General features: G+C 41.5%; 14 protein-coding genes and 4 pseudogenes. 8 read left to right on the forward strand and 10 right to left on the reverse strand.

Annotation, left to right across the window (positions count from 1 at the left end):
- Positions 1-434: 434 nt before the first annotated feature.
- A complete protein-coding gene (norR, locus tag AACR77_RS18865) occupies positions 435-1,976 on the reverse strand; it encodes a nitric oxide reductase transcriptional regulator NorR (protein ID WP_081999316.1) in 1,542 nt (513 codons plus the stop codon).
- 161 nt (positions 1,977-2,137) lie between these two features.
- Here norR and ytfE point away from each other — a divergent pair, with 161 nt between their 5' ends.
- From ytfE to AACR77_RS18880, 3 genes and pseudogenes are all read left to right on the forward strand, one after another.
- On the forward strand, positions 2,138-2,800 hold the full coding sequence (gene ytfE, locus AACR77_RS18870; protein ID WP_042878713.1) for an iron-sulfur cluster repair protein YtfE: 663 nt from the start codon (positions 2,138-2,140) through the stop codon (positions 2,798-2,800).
- Between the two features lie 840 nt (positions 2,801-3,640).
- Positions 3,641-3,988: pseudogene (locus AACR77_RS18875) on the forward strand (methyl-accepting chemotaxis protein); the annotation flags it as partial.
- Positions 3,989-4,390 (forward strand): CZB domain-containing protein, encoded by a 402-nt coding sequence (locus AACR77_RS18880; RefSeq protein WP_410488169.1) that lies wholly within the window; start codon positions 3,989-3,991, stop codon positions 4,388-4,390.
- A 63-nt stretch (positions 4,391-4,453) separates the two neighbouring features.
- Here AACR77_RS18880 and AACR77_RS18885 read toward each other — a convergent pair.
- A pseudogene (locus tag AACR77_RS18885) lies at positions 4,454-4,656 on the reverse strand (hypothetical protein); the annotation flags it as partial.
- A 2-nt stretch (positions 4,657-4,658) separates the two neighbouring features.
- Between AACR77_RS18885 and AACR77_RS18890 the strand changes: the two are divergent.
- Positions 4,659-5,251 (forward strand): annotated as a pseudogene (locus AACR77_RS18890) (IS1595 family transposase); the annotation flags it as partial.
- A 72-nt stretch (positions 5,252-5,323) separates the two neighbouring features.
- On the opposite strand, the gene AACR77_RS18895 reads toward AACR77_RS18890, so the two are convergent.
- Together AACR77_RS18895 and AACR77_RS18900 are read right to left on the reverse strand one after the other, a co-directional pair.
- Positions 5,324-5,692 carry a putative zinc-binding protein gene (locus tag AACR77_RS18895; protein ID WP_081999318.1) on the reverse strand — a complete coding sequence of 123 codons (369 nt, stop codon included), beginning with the start codon at positions 5,690-5,692 and terminating at the stop codon, positions 5,324-5,326.
- Positions 5,693-5,755: 63 nt separating this feature from the next.
- On the reverse strand, positions 5,756-6,337 hold the full coding sequence (locus AACR77_RS18900; RefSeq protein WP_162513459.1) for a flavin reductase family protein: 582 nt from the start codon (positions 6,335-6,337) through the stop codon (positions 5,756-5,758).
- Positions 6,338-6,438: 101 nt separating this feature from the next.
- On the opposite strand from AACR77_RS18900, the gene AACR77_RS18905 reads away from it, so the two are divergent.
- Positions 6,439-6,861, forward strand: coding sequence for a MarR family winged helix-turn-helix transcriptional regulator (locus AACR77_RS18905; protein WP_081999320.1), 423 nt, complete (start codon positions 6,439-6,441; stop codon positions 6,859-6,861).
- Between the two features lie 61 nt (positions 6,862-6,922).
- Here AACR77_RS18905 and AACR77_RS18910 read toward each other — a convergent pair whose 3' ends face one another.
- The 6 genes from AACR77_RS18910 to AACR77_RS18935 all read right to left on the reverse strand — a co-directional run bounded on the left by AACR77_RS18910 (position 6,923) and on the right by AACR77_RS18935 (position 15,560).
- Positions 6,923-7,339 carry a hypothetical protein gene (locus AACR77_RS18910; RefSeq protein ID WP_139739337.1) on the reverse strand — a complete coding sequence of 139 codons (417 nt, stop codon included), beginning with the start codon at positions 7,337-7,339 and terminating at the stop codon, positions 6,923-6,925.
- 86 nt (positions 7,340-7,425) lie between these two features.
- Positions 7,426-8,103 (reverse strand): respiratory nitrate reductase subunit gamma, encoded by a 678-nt coding sequence (gene narI / locus AACR77_RS18915; RefSeq protein WP_081999321.1) that lies wholly within the window; start codon positions 8,101-8,103, stop codon positions 7,426-7,428.
- Entirely contained in the window at positions 8,100-8,807 is a 708-nt protein-coding gene (gene narJ / locus AACR77_RS18920; protein WP_042878715.1) for a nitrate reductase molybdenum cofactor assembly chaperone, read from the reverse strand. Before narJ ends, narI begins: the two co-directional genes overlap by 4 nt.
- Positions 8,804-10,342, reverse strand: a complete 1,539-nt coding sequence (gene narH, locus AACR77_RS18925; RefSeq protein ID WP_081999322.1) for a nitrate reductase subunit beta — start codon at positions 10,340-10,342, stop codon at positions 8,804-8,806. The genes narJ and narH overlap by 4 nt, the downstream gene beginning before the upstream one ends.
- Positions 10,343-10,344: 2 nt before the next feature.
- Positions 10,345-14,109 carry a nitrate reductase subunit alpha gene (locus AACR77_RS18930; RefSeq protein WP_042878717.1) on the reverse strand — a complete coding sequence of 1,255 codons (3,765 nt, stop codon included), beginning with the start codon at positions 14,107-14,109 and terminating at the stop codon, positions 10,345-10,347.
- Positions 14,110-14,147: 38 nt separating this feature from the next.
- Entirely contained in the window at positions 14,148-15,560 is a 1,413-nt protein-coding gene (locus AACR77_RS18935) for a NarK family nitrate/nitrite MFS transporter (protein ID WP_081999323.1), read from the reverse strand.
- A gap of 474 nt (positions 15,561-16,034) precedes the next feature.
- Here AACR77_RS18935 and AACR77_RS18940 point away from each other — a divergent pair, with 474 nt between their 5' ends.
- The 3 genes and pseudogenes from AACR77_RS18940 to AACR77_RS18950 form a co-directional block, all read left to right on the forward strand.
- Positions 16,035-17,630 carry a histidine kinase gene (locus tag AACR77_RS18940; protein WP_162513460.1) on the forward strand — a complete coding sequence of 532 codons (1,596 nt, stop codon included), beginning with the start codon at positions 16,035-16,037 and terminating at the stop codon, positions 17,628-17,630.
- A gap of 9 nt (positions 17,631-17,639) precedes the next feature.
- On the forward strand, positions 17,640-18,317 hold the full coding sequence (narL, locus tag AACR77_RS18945) for a two-component system response regulator NarL (RefSeq protein WP_081999325.1): 678 nt from the start codon (positions 17,640-17,642) through the stop codon (positions 18,315-18,317).
- A 67-nt stretch (positions 18,318-18,384) separates the two neighbouring features.
- A pseudogene (locus AACR77_RS18950) lies at positions 18,385-18,628 on the forward strand (IS1595 family transposase); the annotation flags it as partial.

Raw genomic sequence — 18,628 nt, forward strand, 5'->3', positions numbered from 1 at the left:
CTTGTTTACGCTACTTTCGTGCGCCCTTCCTTTGGTATCAATATCAGAGCCTTCCACCGTACTGCATCCATCCCCCCTCCCTGATTACCAGCCCGCTCCTACGCACCCTCTAAAGCTCAATGAGCTCACCTGGGGAGTGGTCATACATCTAAATCCAATTGGAACTTGACGAAGTTCAAAACAATAAAATGTAAGTGTATGATTTTTCATGAAAGTGTTGTAACTACTGATGTAGTTAAAGCATCCAATTTAACTGAATAAACTGATGTGCTTTTATACATAGATCCATTTGTGGGTAGGATAGAGATGGCAAGAATCCTGATGACTCGTACTTTTGATGACAACGGTCATATATACGATTTTGCCAATGTCAAACTGTCTCTGACCAAGTGGTTTCTGGGAAAGCCGCGTGAACAGATTTAACGGTATCAACGTTATTTTAAGCCTAACCGTTTAGCCAGTTTATGCAAATTACTTGGGTCAAGAACTAACCGACGAGCCACATTAGCCCAATTGCCCTGACAGGCATCCAAAGTCTGACTTATAACCTTACGCTGATAACCATCCACGGCAATCTTTAGCGATACAGTCTGTTCATCATGCGAAACCTGTGACAACAGTATATGTTCGGTTTTTGTCGAACAAATCGCGTTGGCATCCAATGCCAGATGCTCTGGTTCCAATGTGACAATTTCTGTTCTGACAGCTCCCCGACTGAGTGCACGCAAAGCAGCCCGGCTGATCACATGCTCTAGTTCGCGTACATTGCCCGGCCAGTCATAAGTAAACAAAGCCTGTTCTGCTTCGCGTGATAATCGCAGGCTACGAAAACCAAGACGGGCACGGTTTAGCTCTAGAAAATTCCCTGCCAGTAATAACACATCGTTATCACGCTTCCGCAGTGGGGGGATCGGCACTGGATAAACCGACAACCGATGGTACAAATCAGCCCGGAATTGCCCTTCTCTTACCTGCTCATGCAACTGTCGATTGGTTGCCGCAATGATCCGAACATCGACTTTCTGCTGCTGATCTGTACCGAGTCGTTGGATCTCGCCATTCTGTAACGTGCGTAGCAATTTAGCCTGCACAGTCAGTGGTAATTCACCAACCTCATCGAGAAAAAGCGTACCGCCATGTGCTGCTTCAAATCGACCGGGGCGATCGCTTATCGCACCAGAAAATGCACCTTTAACATGACCAAACAGTTCACTTTCCGCGAGTGACTCTGGTAATGCCGCACAATTGACATGGATCAGCGGTGCAATATGTCGTGGTGATTTACTGTGTAAGCGGCGAGCAAATAGCTCTTTTCCTACACCAGTCTCGCCCAGCAACAACACGGGAAGTTCGGAATCTGCTACCACATCCAGCTCATGCAATAACTTCAGCAAAATCGCACTTTGCCCAATGATTTCACCATCACTAGTATTTTGTTCACCCAGCAATAACGCTTCTGATGCTCGATTACCAACTCGTAACGCTAGAATCTCTTCTTCTAAACGGCTCATACGTATCACCACTTCAGTCAGAGAAGCACTGTGCGTTAATTTATCAACTGCTTCATCGTCAAAAACAAAACCCTCAAAAGCATCTAGCGTTAATGCGCCCCACAATTGCCCTCCTAGATAGAGGCTGATCCCCATGCAATCATGTACGGGTAATGGCAGCCCACGTTGTGAGTCCAGTAAACCATCATATGGATCAGGTAACAGGCTTTCCGGTTCAAATCGCACTGCTGAACGACTGGATAAAATAGTGGCCAGACGAGGGTGCTGTGCCACGACAAAACGGCGCCCCAATGTTTCATACACTAAGCCATCCACTGCCACAGGACAAAGGCAATCACCATCCAATTTCAATAAACCAACTGCACTACAACCAAAATTAGTTCGAATCGCGGAAACCAGCCGCTCCTGTCGAACGGAACGCGGTAGTTCAGTAGTGAGATCAAGTAACAATGATGTTTCAAACATGGTATTTATTACCAGAAATGGTTTTTTTAACCCTATCAGGAGATGGTAAAAAACACCACAAAAATATATAATCCATATATTTCAATGTATTAGATATGGCATGATTTATGCTTTAACTTATCGAGATAAAATTACTCTATTATTTATCAAGGAGCGCTTTCATGGTCTTACTCGAACAAACTATTGCCAATATTGCTTGTGAAATTCCTGGTGCAACACGAGTATTCCACAAATTTAAACTAGATTTTTGCTGCGGTGGTCAACAACCGTTAAAAGATGCCATCGCTCACCGTAACCTCGATGCCACGCTGGTTATTACTGAATTAGAGCAAGTACAACAGTTACCAAGCCACGAAATTGATTGGCGTACTGCAACACCTTCTGCGCTAATTGATTTTATCCTGGAACGCTTCCATGCTCTGCATCGAATTCAATTACCAGAACTGATCCGCCTTACAAATCGAGTGGAACATGTCCATGCGGATAAAATAGGCTGTCCGTTAGGTCTGGGGGCTCATCTGGTTGATATGCTGCGGGAGCTGGAAGGTCACATGCAGAAAGAAGAGCAGATCCTATTCCCTATGCTGAAAAAGGGTCTTAACAACTCAGTACAAGGCCCAATTGCTATGATGCGTATTGAACATGAACAGCATGGTGAATGTTTGGACGAAATAATGCACCTGACCAATGACATTACGCCTCCGGTAGACGCTTGCGTGACATGGCGTGCACTCTATACCGGCCTGACACAATTGCGAGAAGACCTGATGCAACATATTCATTTGGAAAATAATATTTTATTCGCAAACGCCACCACCAATTAATGACCAGTCATCTATTATTCTCGGGGATATCTGCATATCCCCGTGGATTTGGTAGTCGCGTATTTTGGTTATGTTGACTTTGTGAGAAAATAAGAGAAAGCATTTGTTCAATGCATGTTCATCCATAATATCGAACTTAAAAATAGGTTTAATCGGAAACGAGAATTAAGGTTGGCAGCAAGAATCTCTTGTGGTCTCTTGTGGTAGTTATTGTTCATAAAGTAGGTAATGTTTACGATCCATCTTTTTTATCTATCAGTATCGCTCATAAACACACTTGCTTATATTGTAAACAAAAATATATATCTAATCAACTAATATGTTTATCACATTTGAATCCGTGCTGTATTAAAAATTACCCTACCTGGGCGGCTTCTGGATAGGCTGGAACCCATTTTTATTGTTTAGAACGCGCATAAATCACTTCATTTTATCTACGTTCCATAGTTTAATTGGCAACGTGAATGTTTTTAAATGCGCATTATGTTTTCGAGGTAACTTATGTTTGGCTTAAAGCTTAAACAACAATATCAGATCTTATCTGATGAAAATCAGATGCTAAAAGAAGAGATAGAGCAGTTACAATCCAGCTATAAGATAGCATGCGAAGAAAGTCAAGAAATTCAGATAAGGCTAAGGAATACACAATCTAGAGAGCGATTTTTCCTTGGAATGTTTACCAATATTGCAAATTTTGGGCAATCACTACATGGGCTCGGTGATTCTTTTTTGGGCCTAGCTGTACAGCTGAATCAACAAAAAATAACTGCTATTTCATCCTCTCGGGAATCAGAAACAAATCGTCTTGCTTTTCAGCAAATGGCTAACAATCTGCACACGATGTTTGAACAAATTACGGCAGCCTCAGAAAATGTGGCCTCGCTACATGAGCGCGCTAGTCAAATCAATGGTATTGTTCAATTAATAAAAGGTATTGCCGATCAAACAAATTTATTAGCGTTAAATGCAGCAATTGAAGCCGCCCGCGCTGGCGAACAAGGGCGCGGATTTGCTGTAGTGGCTGATGAGGTTAGAAGTCTGGCGGAGCGGACCAGCAAAGCGACAACAGAAATTGCTGGGTTGGTAAGCGAAATCCAGTCCGATACCCAACAGGCCAAAAACGTTATGGAACAAGGCGCCATCAATGCTCGTCGTTACAGTGCAGATAGTCTTTCTGCAACTAATGGCATGTCGCAATTAACGGAGCTTTCGCAAAATTTAGAGCAATCAATTACAGGAGCTTCGCTGCTTTCCAATGCGGAATTAGCCAATCTGGAAGAACTCAGTCTTAAATTAGAAGTGTATAAAGTATTAATGGGATTATCCAACCTAACTGCGGAGCAGCTTCCTGATTACACTGAGTGTCGACTCGGCCAGTGGTATTACGCTGGTGAAGGTAAAGCCAGTTTCTCTAAATCATCAGGTTATCGCGAGATGGAAAAACCACATCAAGCTGTACATGACAATGCCAGAAATGCGGTAGCTCGTTTCCATAATGGCGATTACGATGGGGCACTTTCTGCTTTAGCTGCAATGGAGCAGGCAAATATAACGGTCATAAAGGGTATGAGCCATTTTCTAAAATTATAACTCTAACAACGATTCCTGATTACCCATGATTAGCAGTCACTCCGAACGGCGTTGCTTCCCAAATCAGTCGTAAAAACGTAGCTTCCCCAGCCCCAAGTGACCGTTACACTTGGGCTTTCTGACCGGCAGGCCAAGGTCGTCAGTTTGTTTATCACACTCACATACGCCATCACTTCCCCCACTTGGTCGTTGTAGTTTCGTTGACTGATTCTTCCCACCATCAGCTGTTTGAACCGGGACATCGCCGTCTCTACCAACGAGCGACGGAGATCTCGCCTGGATGCTCAAGCACAAGCTGCTGCAAGCGATGAAGGAGTCTGACGACAAGCATCCCATCAGCGGTATCATTCAACTCGATGATGTCTACTGGGGCAGTGAACGCCGTGGTGGCAAGCGGGGTTGTGGTACCGTTTGCAAGACACCTTTGTGGCGGCAGTGTCCCTGAAGAAGGAAAGAAATCCAATCAAAATGTGGATGACGGTGGTTGATGGGTTCAAAACTAAGACCATTGGCAAGTGGGCTAAACGACATCTTGCTAACGGGAGTGCCGTGATATCTGATGAGTTATCCCGTTTCAGGGCAGTCAAGGAAGCCAACTGTGAGTACCTGAGTGTCGTCACTGGAGGCAACCTGGATTTACTGGAGCATCTTGCGTTCAACTGGGTAAGCACGATAATAGGGAATGTGCAGAACTCGCTGCGGAGCAGTTGCCATACGCTTGGAACCAAGCCTCTACCAAATCATCTGACGGAATGATGCTTCCGATTTAAGCATCGTTTTGGCATCAAGAGCATGCTGGTTGAATTGAACCACACGATAGAGGAAATCCATCTGATGCCATATCGGGAAGATCATGGGTAATCGGATAGGTGGTACCCCATATCTATAGCCACGTATGAATAATACATACCGATAAATTTTAGGAGCATCCTCTTATAGAAGAGTTAATGACTGTGCGATTTCAAAAACAAGCCTATCCGCTTCATTAAAATCGAAATCTGTTTTTTGAAGTTTTTTGACTCCATGCTCATTCAATAATACATGATTTGTAGGAGTGAGATTGTGAATAGCCAAGCAACTTTTGACACATTGTAAAGGACACCCATCGATAGCAATGATCGATCTACCAGACTTTGCTATACGGACTAAATGCTTTACGTTTCCACCAACACCTGCAATGCAGGACATTTCTGCATCACCTCGTTTATCTAGCTGAATAGCCATATAGTTTGCCATCTGCGCTGCACTTGAACAACCAGAGCATGAATAAACCAATGGTAAAGAACGTAAACATTCACTCATAAAACATCCTTTAAAAATCATAGTCCCATGAAGATGCCCTTAATAAATAGGGCATCTGCGAAATCAATTATCAAATTTAAAGTTTCTAGCAATAGCGCTGGTAATTCCGTGGTAACTCCTGAAATTATAAATCAGAGGGCTCCACAAATCCGCGTCAATAACGTCATCTTTTTTAAGTAAAGATGCATCTGCATGCACATGAGTGGCTCGCAATTCAACGATAGCAAAATTATTGCGCTTTGTTATATGTTCAACTAAACACTCGACCTGAATTAAACATTCTTGGATACGAGATGGTTTAACGGTACAGGACGCCAGCTCTGTAAATCCACCAAGAGCAAATTTATTACCACAATAACTGAAACCTATCTTTTCAGATGGGACAGGATCCTTTCCGGTCAATTTGGCAATAGATTCAATTCTATCCGAAAGGTTGTCTGATGCAACATTCAATACGACTTCTGGACAATTCTCAATGTTTTCGATAGCCTTTGAATTTAGACTGAGGCCGATGACAATATTATTCGAAAGAGACCAACTCGATGATATTGGTGTAATGTTAGTTGTATCAGTATCATCGATGGTACTCAGTAGAATTACGGTGTTTCCCCAATAAAGTGATTTTGGGTGAACTTGCTTATGCATTGCCATCTCCTTTGTAACAGAAACACTACAAATTATATATCACAATGTGATATAATTGAACTTATTGTATTTCACCTAAGAAGTCAACAACCGAGTAAGCTATGCTAACAAAAGCTCAATTTGAGGCACTTTCTGAGTTTCGCTATCAGTTAAAGCGTTTTCTTCACTTTAGTGAAACTGCGGCCAAGGAGCTCGGGCTCACACCATTACAATATTTATCCCTCCTGCACATTCAAGGATACCCAGGGCGCAACTGGGCAAGCGTGGGTGAACTAGCGGAAAGGCTACAAATGAGTCATCATGCTACCGTAGCTTTACTTACGCGATGTGAGGAGTTGGACCTTGTTGAACGGCGGAAAAATGAAAATGACAAGCGCAAAGTAGATGTGTATTTAACAGACAAAGGGAGAGAATATTTACAGCAATTGGCACAGCAGCATAAAACAGAATTACAATCGCTTCAAAATACTTTCCAAGTAGCACGTATTACAGCACTGAATGAAAACTATGATGCTGACCAGTAAAAAATATTATGTACTAAGAGTATGAGCAAGTGAATTGCTCATACTTAATTACCAGAATACTCTAGTCATAATTCACATTGAACTGCTTACAATAAAATATGATTTGTGAATATATTTTTTCGTGGTCTGCGAAAAGGATTAAATCAATACTTTCGTTATCAGGAAGGATGTGTATCACTCTAGAGCCAGGTTTGCTTTCGACCAATTTAATCAAGGATATTTGACGCCATGGGAAAAATAAATGCTTTTTATGACAATGATATTCAATACCATCAGGGCTTAATTCCAGCTTTACTTTTCTTGCGACATAAATATATCTCATGTTTATAGCCGCTGTGATAATAAAGACTAGAAATGAGAATAAAACAGTATTTCGATATAACTCTTCGGTTATTGATAAACCAGAAACTTCGGATGCCAACAACAGCAGCATCGGCCAGAAAATAGCAACAAAGAAAGGTTCGACTAACTTAGTCACAAACTTTTTATTTGATACATGATATACCATACTACACCTGATAAATAGTAGTCGCAGTTTACACTGCGACTACTACCCTAATCATGTTACCGACGAGACCTTACGATCTGGATGCGTCTAGTTAAATACTCAAGCGGTACGCTCCAAACGTGTACTAATCGACAGAATGGAAAGACAACAAACAAAGTCATACCTAAAATCATATGAATTTTGTAGATAAAAGATACCCCTTCTAAATTTTTAGAGGCCCCTGTTTGGAACGTCACAACATCTTGCGCCCAACTTACGAGCTTCATCATGACACTGCCGTCAAGATGGAAGGCAGAAAATGGAATTGTCAGAAGACCAAGCGCTGCCTGGGAAACTAATAATACCAAAATCAAAATATCCGCAGTTGATGATGTTGCTCTGACCCTTACGTTTGTCAGACGCCGCTTTAAGAGCAGATATCCACCGTACAACGTCATTGCACCAAAGACACCGCCAGCAAACATTGCTATAAGTTGCTTTGCTTGCAATGATAAGAATGACTCATATATCCAGTGAGGTGTCAATAGACCAAAAAAGTGGCCAAAGATGATACCAAGAATACCAATGTGAAACAGTCCAGATGCCAACCTCATATTCGAGTTATCAAGCAACTGGCTTGATCCTGCTCGCCAAGTGTACTGCCCATAATCGTAACGAACCCAACTACCAAGTAGAAAAATGGTAACTGCAATATATGGGTATATATCAAAGAAGAAGCTATGAATATAGTTCATTTGTTTGCCTCACCAATTTCAAGGTACTGTGGTACGACTGCATTCTTAAATCGGTTACTATGAATTGATTGAATTGAACTAGGGCATGAATCTCCCCCTAGAAACTTCACCTGCTCTTCTTCCCAAACAGAATCTAACGCAGCAGGTGTTGCATCATCAGCCTCTTTCATAACTTGTATGCTTATAAGAGCACTATCGTACTCTGTCATGGATAGCTCAATCAGCACACTAAATAGCACGTGATATTTGCTTTCTCTTTTGAGTAGCCGCTCTTTAAGCAACCCCAAGATCGGAGTGATGAAACATAACCCCTCTATGATCTCAGCGTTATTCCTTGTTGAAAGGTATTCCAAGTAAACAGGAAGAAAGTCCGGTAATTCTCTCTTATTAAGAGAAAATCCAGCATCCTCATATTGCTTAAGCAGGTCTACCATTGCTTGTCCGCGATCACGTGACTCACCATGAACATGCTCAAAAAGAAGCAGAGAGGTGGAACGGCCACGGTCGAAGATATCGCAATATATTTCTTGGAATGAAAGTAGAGAACGATCAAACGCATATGTTACAAAATCATATATTGATGATTTTTGTTCCGATGCCAGTTCATTACATTCCGCTATGGAATCAAAGATTTCATCTTTGTTTTCCCACAGATCAATATCTGGGTAGTCCAAGAGGATTGATATAATCTTTAAGGATTTCATTTTTTATCCTCACTTGGATTTGAAGAGACATTAATAGCGTTAATTCTCTGGCTATTAAACAGGTTATACTTGGTATCGCTACCTTTACAACCATCACCAAAACTAAAGCCACATCCTTTAGCTTCAGGAAATGCTTCTCGTGCTAGCTCGCGATGGCTGGAAGGAACTACAAAGCGGTCTTCATAGTTAGCTATAGCCAAATAACGATACATTTCCTGCGCTTGGTGTTCAGTTAAACCAACCTGCTCTAATGCGCTGATATCCACTTTTTTATCTACAGTTTCAGCTCGCTTATAATGACGCATTGCCAACATCCGATTCAGAGCACTCTTAACTGGTGCTATATCGCCAGCGGTCAACAGATTCGCCAAATACTGTAAAGGAATTCGCAAGCTAGATATATCTGGCAGAACACCATCATCACCTAAATAGCCTGCATCTTTGGCTGATTGGATAGGAGAAAGAGGTGGTACATACCATACCATTGGTAACGTGCGATACTCAGGGTGTAATGGGAGTGCAAGCTTCCATTCCATCGCCATCTTGTACACAGGAGACTTCTGAGCAGCATCGAGAACATTTTGAGTGATGCCTTGCTTTAAAGCTTCTTCAATGATGGCCGGATCATGTGGATTTAAGAAAATCTCCAGTTGCTTGTTGTATAAATCCTTGTCATTCTCAGTTGAGGCTGCTTGCTCAATACGATCTGCATCATAAAGGATTACTCCCAGATATCTAATTCGTCCTACACATGTTTCAGAGCAGACGGTTGGTTGACCAGACTCAATTCTGGGGTAGCAGAAGATACATTTTTCAGATTTACCACTTTTCCAGTTAAAGTAAATCTTCTTGTAGGGGCAACCGGTAAGACACATACGCCAACCACGACATTTGTCTTGGTCAATAAGAACAATGCCATCTTCTTCGCGTTTATATATTGCCCCACTAGGGCAAGTAGCCACACATGCCGGATTCAAGCAATGTTCACAAAGCCGAGGGAGATACATCATGAACGTATTTTCAAACTGTCCATACATCTCCTTTTGGATGTGGTTGAAATTGTAGTCCTGTGAACGCTTAGTGAACTCTCCGCCCAGGATTTCTTCCCAGTTTGGGCCACTGTTGATCTTGTCCATACGTTGACCAGTAATCAGTGAACGTGGACGTGCTATTGGCTGATGCGCACCTTGTTTAGCATTATGTAAATGCTCATAGTCAAAGGTGAAAGGCTCATAATAGTCATCAATAGTCGGCATGTCAGGGTTGTTAAAAATCTTGGCTAAAACGCCAATCCGGCTACCCATTCTTGGAACGATTTTTCCATTGATATTTCGAACCCAGCCACCCTTCCATTTATCCTGGTTTTCCCAATCGTTTGGATAGCCCACACCAGGCTTGCTTTCTACGTTGTTAAACCAGGCGTATTCCATTCCCTCGCGACTTGTCCATACGTTCTTACAAGTAACAGAGCAAGTATGACATCCGATGCATTTATCGAGGTTTAGCACCATTCCAATTTGCGCACGAATTTTCATTTTTACTTCTCCCCTGCCTTGTTACTGTACATATTGTCAGCCTGTGTATAGTCATTATTTTCGTCATCAAGCCATTTAACCTGATTCATGCGGCGGACGACAACAAACTCATCGCGGTTAGAGCCTACGGTGCCATAATAATTAAACCCATAAGCCTGATGTGCATATCCGCCAATCATATGAGTTGGTTTAGGGCAGACACGAGTAACGGAGTTATGAATCCCACCACGTTGCCCTGTTATTTCGGAGCCTGGAATATTCACCAGACGCTCTTGAGCGTGGTACATCATTACCATTCCAGCAGGGACGCGCTGACTCACCACTGCACGTGCAGTTAATGAACCATTGATATTAAATGCCTCGATCCAGTCGTTATCCTCAATTTTTAGATCTTTAGCGTCATCTTCACTTATCCAAACAATTGGCCCACCCCGAGAGAGCGTAAGCATCAACAAGTTTTCGCTGTATGTTGAGTGAATACCCCATTTCTGGTGCGGAGTGATCCAGTTCAGAGCTTTCTCTTTGTTACCGTTACCCTTCTTACCCATAATATTTTTAATAGTCTGGGTATTGATTGGTGGTCGATATGAAATGAGACTTTCGCCAAAATCACGCATCCATTGGTGATCCTGATACAGCTGTTGACGACCAGTAATGGTTCGCCATGGGATTAACTCATGAACGTTTGTATAACCAGCGTTATACGAGACATGCTCGTCTTCCAAACCAGACCATGTTGGACTAGATATGATTTTTCTCGGCTGAGCCTGGATGTCACGGAAACGAATTTTTTCCTCTTCCTTGTTGATAGCAAGATGTGCATGTTCTCGGCCAGTCAGCTTACTTAATGCATTCCAGGCCTTAACTGCCACATGACCATTAGTCTCTGGGGCTAAAGTAAGAATTACTTCAGCCGCATCAATTGCAGTGTCAATCTTTGGCCGCCCAGCATTCGCGCCATCATGGTGTGTGTAGTTAAGCTTTTTAAGGAGGTCTACCTCAGTTTCTGTGTTCCAATTAATGCCCTTGCCACCATTTCCTTGTTTATCAAGGAGTGGGCCTAACGATGTAAATCTTGCGTAGGTGTTAGGATAATCTCGCTCAACGGTCATTATATGTGGTGCAGTTTTTCCTGGAATGAGATCACATTCACCCAATTTCCAGTCTTTTACTTCAAACGCCTGGGCTATTTCTGCTGGAGAGTCATGTTGCATTGGCATTGTAACCACATCGGTTTCAACGCCAAGATGCCCTTTACAGAGCTCAGAGAAAGTCTTTGCAATTGCCTTGTAAATTTCCCAGTCGGATTTTGCTTCCCAGGCTGGATCTACCGCTGCTGACAATGGGTGAATGAATGGATGCATATCCGAGGTATTCATATCATCTTTTTCATACCAGGTTGCAGTAGGCAACACGATGTCTGAAAACAGACAGGTACTCGACATCCGAAAATCCAGAGTCACAACGAGATCAAGCTTGCCTTGGGTTGGAGTGTCTTTCCAATCAACTTCAGACGGCCTGCTATCACTGAATGAGCCAAGATCTTTCCCTTGAATGCCATGCTCTGTGCCCAACAGGTACTTGAGCATGTATTCATGGCCTTTACCTGAAGATCCAAGAAGGTTTGATCTCCAAATAAACATATTGCGTGGATAATGGTCTTCGGGGCATTCAGCAGCAAAGCGAATACTGCCATCCTTCAGCGAGTTAACCGTGAACTCTACAGGGGTTACCCCAAGCGCTTTTGCACGTTCAGCAATATCGAGTGGGTTAGTATTCAGCTGAGGGCTTGAAGGAAGCCAACCAAGCCGCTCTGCCTTCACATTCATGTCAATGAGATGCTTACTATATTTACTGGCATCTGCTAAAGGAGAAAGCAATTCTTGGGCATCTAACTTCTCATATCGCCACTGGCTAGAGTGGTTGTAGAAGAAAGATGTACCATTCATGTGACGTGGAGGCTTCTGCCAATCCAGGCCAAAAGCCAACGGTTGCCAGCCTGTCTGAGGACGAAGTTTCTCTTGCCCTACATAGTGAGCCCACCCGCCACCGCTCTGCCCTACGCAACCACAGAATACCAGCATGTTAATCAAGCCACGGTAATTCATATCCATGTGATACCAGTGGTTCATGCCTGCACCAACGATGATCATTGAACGCCCATGTGTTTTAGCTGCATTATCAGCAAACTCACGAGCGATGCGGATGATCTCATCTTGTGGTACACCCGTTATTTTTTCAGCCCAGGCGGGTGAATATGCCTTCACTTCCTTGTAGGTATGTGCACAGCTAGGGTCATTAAACCCTCTTTCAACACCATAGTTAGCCACGGTGAGATCGTAAACGGTGGTCACAAATTCTTCGCTTCCATCTGCCAACACGATGGATTTAGCCGGAATTTTCCTTCTGATAACTTCTTCTAATTCAACGGGTGTGAAATGCTCACTTTCCAATCCACCAAAATATGGGAAAGCCACCTCAACTAAATGTTGATGTTCCTTTATTCCAACAGACAAGGTGACTGGTGTCTTGGACTGCCCCGCGGTCTCTTCAAGATTCCACTTTCCATCCTCTCCCCATCTATAGCCAATAGAGCCCTGTGGCGCGACCAGATCACCAGAAACCTCATCAATCGCTATGGTCTTCCATTCGGGGTTGTTCTGTTCACCTATGTTATTGACCAAATCTGATGCTCTCAGGAAGCGTCCTGCTTCATAGCTACCGTCTGGTCGTTTGGTCAATCTGACCAACATCGGAAAATCGGTATATTTCCTTGCGTAACTAACAAAATATTCATTTTTATGTTGAACGTGGAACTCGTTCAAGATGACATGGCCCATAGCCAATGCTAACGCACTGTCTGTACCTTGTTTGGGGTTAAGCCAATGATCACAAAGCTTAGCTACTTCAGCATAGTCTGGAGTTATGGCGACAGTTTTGGTGCCTTTGTATCTAACTTCAGTAAAGAAATGAGCATCAGGAGTACGAGTCTGAGGAATATTTGAGCCCCAGGCTATGATGTATGAGGAGTTGTACCAATCTGCTGACTCTGGTACGTCTGTTTGCTCTCCCCAAGTCATCGGTGATGCGGGAGGAAGATCGCAATACCAGTCATAGAAGCTAAGGCAAGAGCCACCTATGAGCGATAAATATCTTGCACCTGCGGCATAAGACACCATGGACATCGCTGGGATTGGTGAGAAGCCAACAACGCGATCTGGGCCATGCTCTTTTACGGTGTAAATGTTTGCTGCTGCAATGATCTCATTAACTTCATTCCAAGTGCTACGAACAAAACCACCTCTTCCTCGGGCAGCCTTATACTTTTTGGATACATTATTATCGGAAGCAATAGCACCCCATGCTAAAACAGGGTCTTTGTGCTTACTTTTTGATTCTCGCCAAAGTTCAACCAGTGCCTTCCTGACCATCGGATACTTCAGTCGATTTGCACTGTACAGATACCATGAGTAGCTTGCACCTCTCGGGCAACCACGCGGTTCATGGTTTGGAAGATCTGGTCTTGTCCTTGGGTAATCAGTTTGCTGAGTTTCCCATGTAACCAAGCCATTTTTTACATAGATTTTCCAGCTGCATGAGCCTGTACAGTTGACGCCATGTGTTGAACGTACAATTTTGTCATGTTGCCAGCGATCTCTATAACCATCTTCCCAATCTCTGTTCGTATTGTATGTTTGGCCATGTTCACCAGAAAATTTTTCGCCTAATGTCTTTAAATAATTAAACCTGTCAAGAAACTTGCTCATTTTACTGCTCCATATACGCATGCATTAATAGTAATGTTCTATTTATTGAGTTCTTTTCCATATACAAACCATGTTATTAGCCCACAAATAACATAGAAGAGTAAAAAAGCTTTCATCGCATTCATCGGCGTTCCACTGAGAGCTATTGATAAGCCGAATGCATTTGGAATAAAGAAACCACCAATCGCACCTATGGCTGAGATAAATCCCAACGCTGTGGCCGTATCATTTGCTGATTTCTTTATAGCTTGAACTTCTGAATCATACCGTTTGATATTTCTTTTTATCATCATCCCTCTAAACAGAACGGCGATCATTTGAAATGTAGAACCACTCCCAATCCCTGCGCATGAGAAGAGGGCCATAAAAACAACTAAAAAATAGATGAAGCTGCCCTGGCTTGTCTCTGATGGGAGAGTTGAAAACAAAGCTGAAACTAACGTAGCCATTAAGCAAAAACTAACAAAGGTAACTTTTACACCTCCCAGCCTATCCGATAAAATGCCACCAACTGGTCTCATCAATGCACCGAACAATGGCCCTATGAATGCGTATTTCATGATTTCTACATCAGGAAATTGAGTTTTAGCGAGCATTGCAAACCCAGCAGAGAATCCAATGAATGATCCAAAGGCGGCTAAATACAAAATACTCATAATCCAAAGATGCTTTTGTTTTAATATTTCCCATTGTTCTTTTAATGAGGCTTTTGGTGCTGTAATATCATTCATAAAATGCCATGCTGTGATGCTCAATATCAATATTATTGGTATCCATACTAAGGCCGCATTACTAAGCCATATTGATGCGTCGGGGTTTCCCTGACCTAAACCGAAAGGGCCAAAGATATTTATAGAAATGACAATAGGGACAAGTATCTGCATGACACTGACGCCTAAGTTGCCCAACCCTCCATTTAAACCAAGAGCCTTTCCTTGTTGAGTTTTGGGATAAAACAAGCTGATGTTAGCCATACTGGATGCAAAGTTGGCACCACCAAATCCACATAATAGAGAGATTATCAGAAACGTTGAATACTGTGTGGAGGTATCTTGAACTGCAATAGCTAACCATGACATAGGAATCATAAGTAATAAGGTGCTAAATGCAGTCCATCTCCGGCCACCAAATACCGGTATCACAAATGAATACGGAATCCGTCCTAATGCACCTGAAAGAGATGGGAGTGCTGTCAGCAGAAACAACTGATCTGTTGTAAAGTTGAAGCCAGCTAAAGGCAAGTTCATTGCTACTACACTGAATATCATCCAAACAGAGAATGAGATTAGCAGGCAAGGAATGGAGACTAGTAAGTTTCTCCTTGCGATATGAGAACCATTCTCAACCCAAAAGCATTTGTCATCAGGGTTCCAATCAACGAGCGTCTTGTTTTTTCTTTTATTTATGTGACTATATTCACATCCATCTTTGTATTTTTGATATATGGACATTTTGCTCACCGGTTAGTGTGGGGGTACACAATTCCCAATAGACAATTTAAATGGATATTTTTTATTGATTTAGATCAACTGAACATATGTATTACATAGTATGAATATTTCATTAACTACCTACTTCAGGGAGGTAGTAAAAACAAAAAACACTTAAATATCATATGGTTAATCTGTGTCGGTGCTTGTTTAGCACGAACGTAATATTGTTTGGAATATTGTGGGTATTTATTTGGAGGTATTTTTATTTGGGTACCCAAAAGGTATAAATATCTACTAATGACAATCTTAGGAAGTGTCAACATCGTGAACATACTATTGAAGCACTGGAAGAGGCTGTCCATTACAATTTCTATAACATCAATTATATGTACACTGTGCTTCATATCCATATTTAATATGAGTGCATCAATTTATTTGTCATCAAGCATCCAGGGTAATGCATATGTGATAAATAGCATTGGTTCAATTAGAATGAAAGTATATTCACTCCTCTCAGGAACACTGTCTATAGATGAGAAAGCACAAGCTGTTAATAGTGTTGAATCAATTATTAATGATGCCTCATTCATCAAGGCTGCTGAAAAGCATAACCTTAATCAAGAATACATAAAATTAAAAGTCTTGTGGGGTTCAAAATTAAAAGGCATTCTTTCCAACTTAAAATCTGGTGATGTAGCAACGCTATTAAGCATTAATAGCTCTAAAGAATTCATTAGTTTACTACAGAAGATAATCAAAAACATTGAGAACAAAACTGAGTCTAAGATTGTAGTGATTAATGGTCTTCAAAAAGCATCCTCTTTCATTGTTATATTATTTTCTTTCATCGCCATTTATAGTTTGAATAAACGTTTTTTTAGGCCTTGGTCTAAATTGTTGACAATGGCTAAAAATATTCAGCATGGTGACTTTAGTTCCAAATTTGATTCAGTATCACACGACTACCGCGATGAGATGTGGCAACTTGGCAATGCTTTAAATAATATGTCAGAGGTTGTTAAGCATACCTACAACGATCTGGAACAGATGGTAGCCGACAAAACGCATAAGCTGAATTTACAGAATTTACATTTGGAATTTCTTTATCGAAGCTGTAAATTATCTCAAAATCAAGAACTTAGCTGCAAAGTCGTTGCTCCCTTTATGAGAGAGCTCATTGGATATACAGGCGCTGGTAAGATAAAAATATATATTTACGACCCACATAAAAATGAAATAAAGCATTTATTTACTTTTGGTGAAAACGTGAGACCACCACATTGTAGCTCTTTACGTTGCTCATTATGTATTAATAACGTTGATACCAATACATTCACTGACAATAAATATAAGAGCAGGCGCTGGAATATCGGTGATGCGCATAATGACTATGGTTACATAGAGTTTTTCTTTTCAAATGAAGTCACTATATTAAATGATACAGAACAACTTATATTTGCATTTTGCAATTTATTGTCGCAAACCTTATCTCTCCACTACAAGGAGCAGCAGCAGCAGCAACTAATTTTATTTAAAGAAAGAAACACAATTGCTCAAACACTTCATGATTCAATAGCACAATCCTTATCATATTTAAAGATTAAGATTAGTCTCCTACAAAGAGACACGACAATCATCAATTCTTCTCAGGTTGAGAATATTGCTGAGATGAGATCTGAGCTGAATGAAGCATACTCAAATATCAGGAAATTGATTTCAACATTCAGAACGCCATATAAAAAGGTAGAAACATTAATCTTATTAAGAGATGCAATAGTATTATTTAATGACACATATGGCTTTAATATTAGGTTGGATTATAAAGATTTTTATGAAGACTATTCATATGAACAGGAAGTATATATACTGGACTTCTTCAATAAATTGTTTGAATGCCTGAGGATGGACATGTCTCCATCACGAATTGAGCTACATATAAGAGCCTTAGCGGAACATGTCATTGTTATTCTGAAAGGTGAAGTTGAATTTGAGGACGCTATAGCAGGTTTGGTGGTTTTTCTAAAAGAAAAAAATATTTTATTTATTAATGAGCGGACGCAAGTGAAAATTGACCTTCACGTTGTTTGAGGAACACACATGGAAAAATCTTTAGCAACCAATGCGGATGTCTTTTCAATTTTACTAATTGATGATCATCCTGTCCTACGTAACGGAATTAAGCAACTTTTACGTACCAACCCCTTTTTAACCGTTATAGCAGAGGCTAGCACAGGACAAGATGGTGTTCAGTTAGCATTAGAGTACGAACCTGACTTAATATTGTTAGATCTAAACATGCCTGAATTTAGTGGTATAGATACATTAAAGTCATTACGAGCACACAACGTATCTAGTCGCATCGTAATCTTCACTGTGTCAGATTACGAAGATGATGTTTCTGATGCTATTATTGCTGGCGCGGATGGTTATTTGTTAAAAGACATGGAGCCTGAGGATTTGATTAGCTCGATTGAACAGGCATGTATGGGAAAACTGGTTGTAAGCCCTAAACTTACCGCAATCCTGATTGAAAGCATGCAGTCCAGAAAAAAGGATAGACTTAAAGATAAGAACCTCCAGATTTTAAGTCATCGTGAAATAGATGTTTTGAAGTTAATTGCACAAGGCTTACCAAATAAACTTATATCAAGGCGTTTATTTATTTCTGAAGGAACAGTTAAAGTCCATGTGAAAAACATTCTAAAAAAATTGAACCTACATTCAAGAATTGAAGTTGCAGTGTGGGTTCACAATGAGAAAATTACCTTTAATTAAGGCGCTGTTCCAATTATGTGTTGAAAGGCTAATCTTGAAGTAGGTCATCACCTTGAGAGCCTCTATCATTGATACCCAAGCCTTTCAACACCTACTGTCTCTCTTCCCACAACTCACCTTGCGCTAGCGTCGCCCCGCACCCCATCACCTCGTTGGCCACTCAACTTCCCCTTTGCCAATGTTGCCCTCACTGCCAGGCTGAGGCCGCGCAATTGGCTACCTGGGGCTGGAGTCGAGGGTTACGTCGCTATCGCTGCAAGCAGTGTCTACGCACCAGTTCCGTTCTCACCAAGACGCCGCTGGCACGACTT

The sequence above is a fragment of the Aeromonas sp. ZOR0002 genome (assembly GCF_963866995.1).
Taxonomy (GTDB): Bacteria; Pseudomonadota; Gammaproteobacteria; order Enterobacterales; family Aeromonadaceae; genus Aeromonas; species Aeromonas caviae.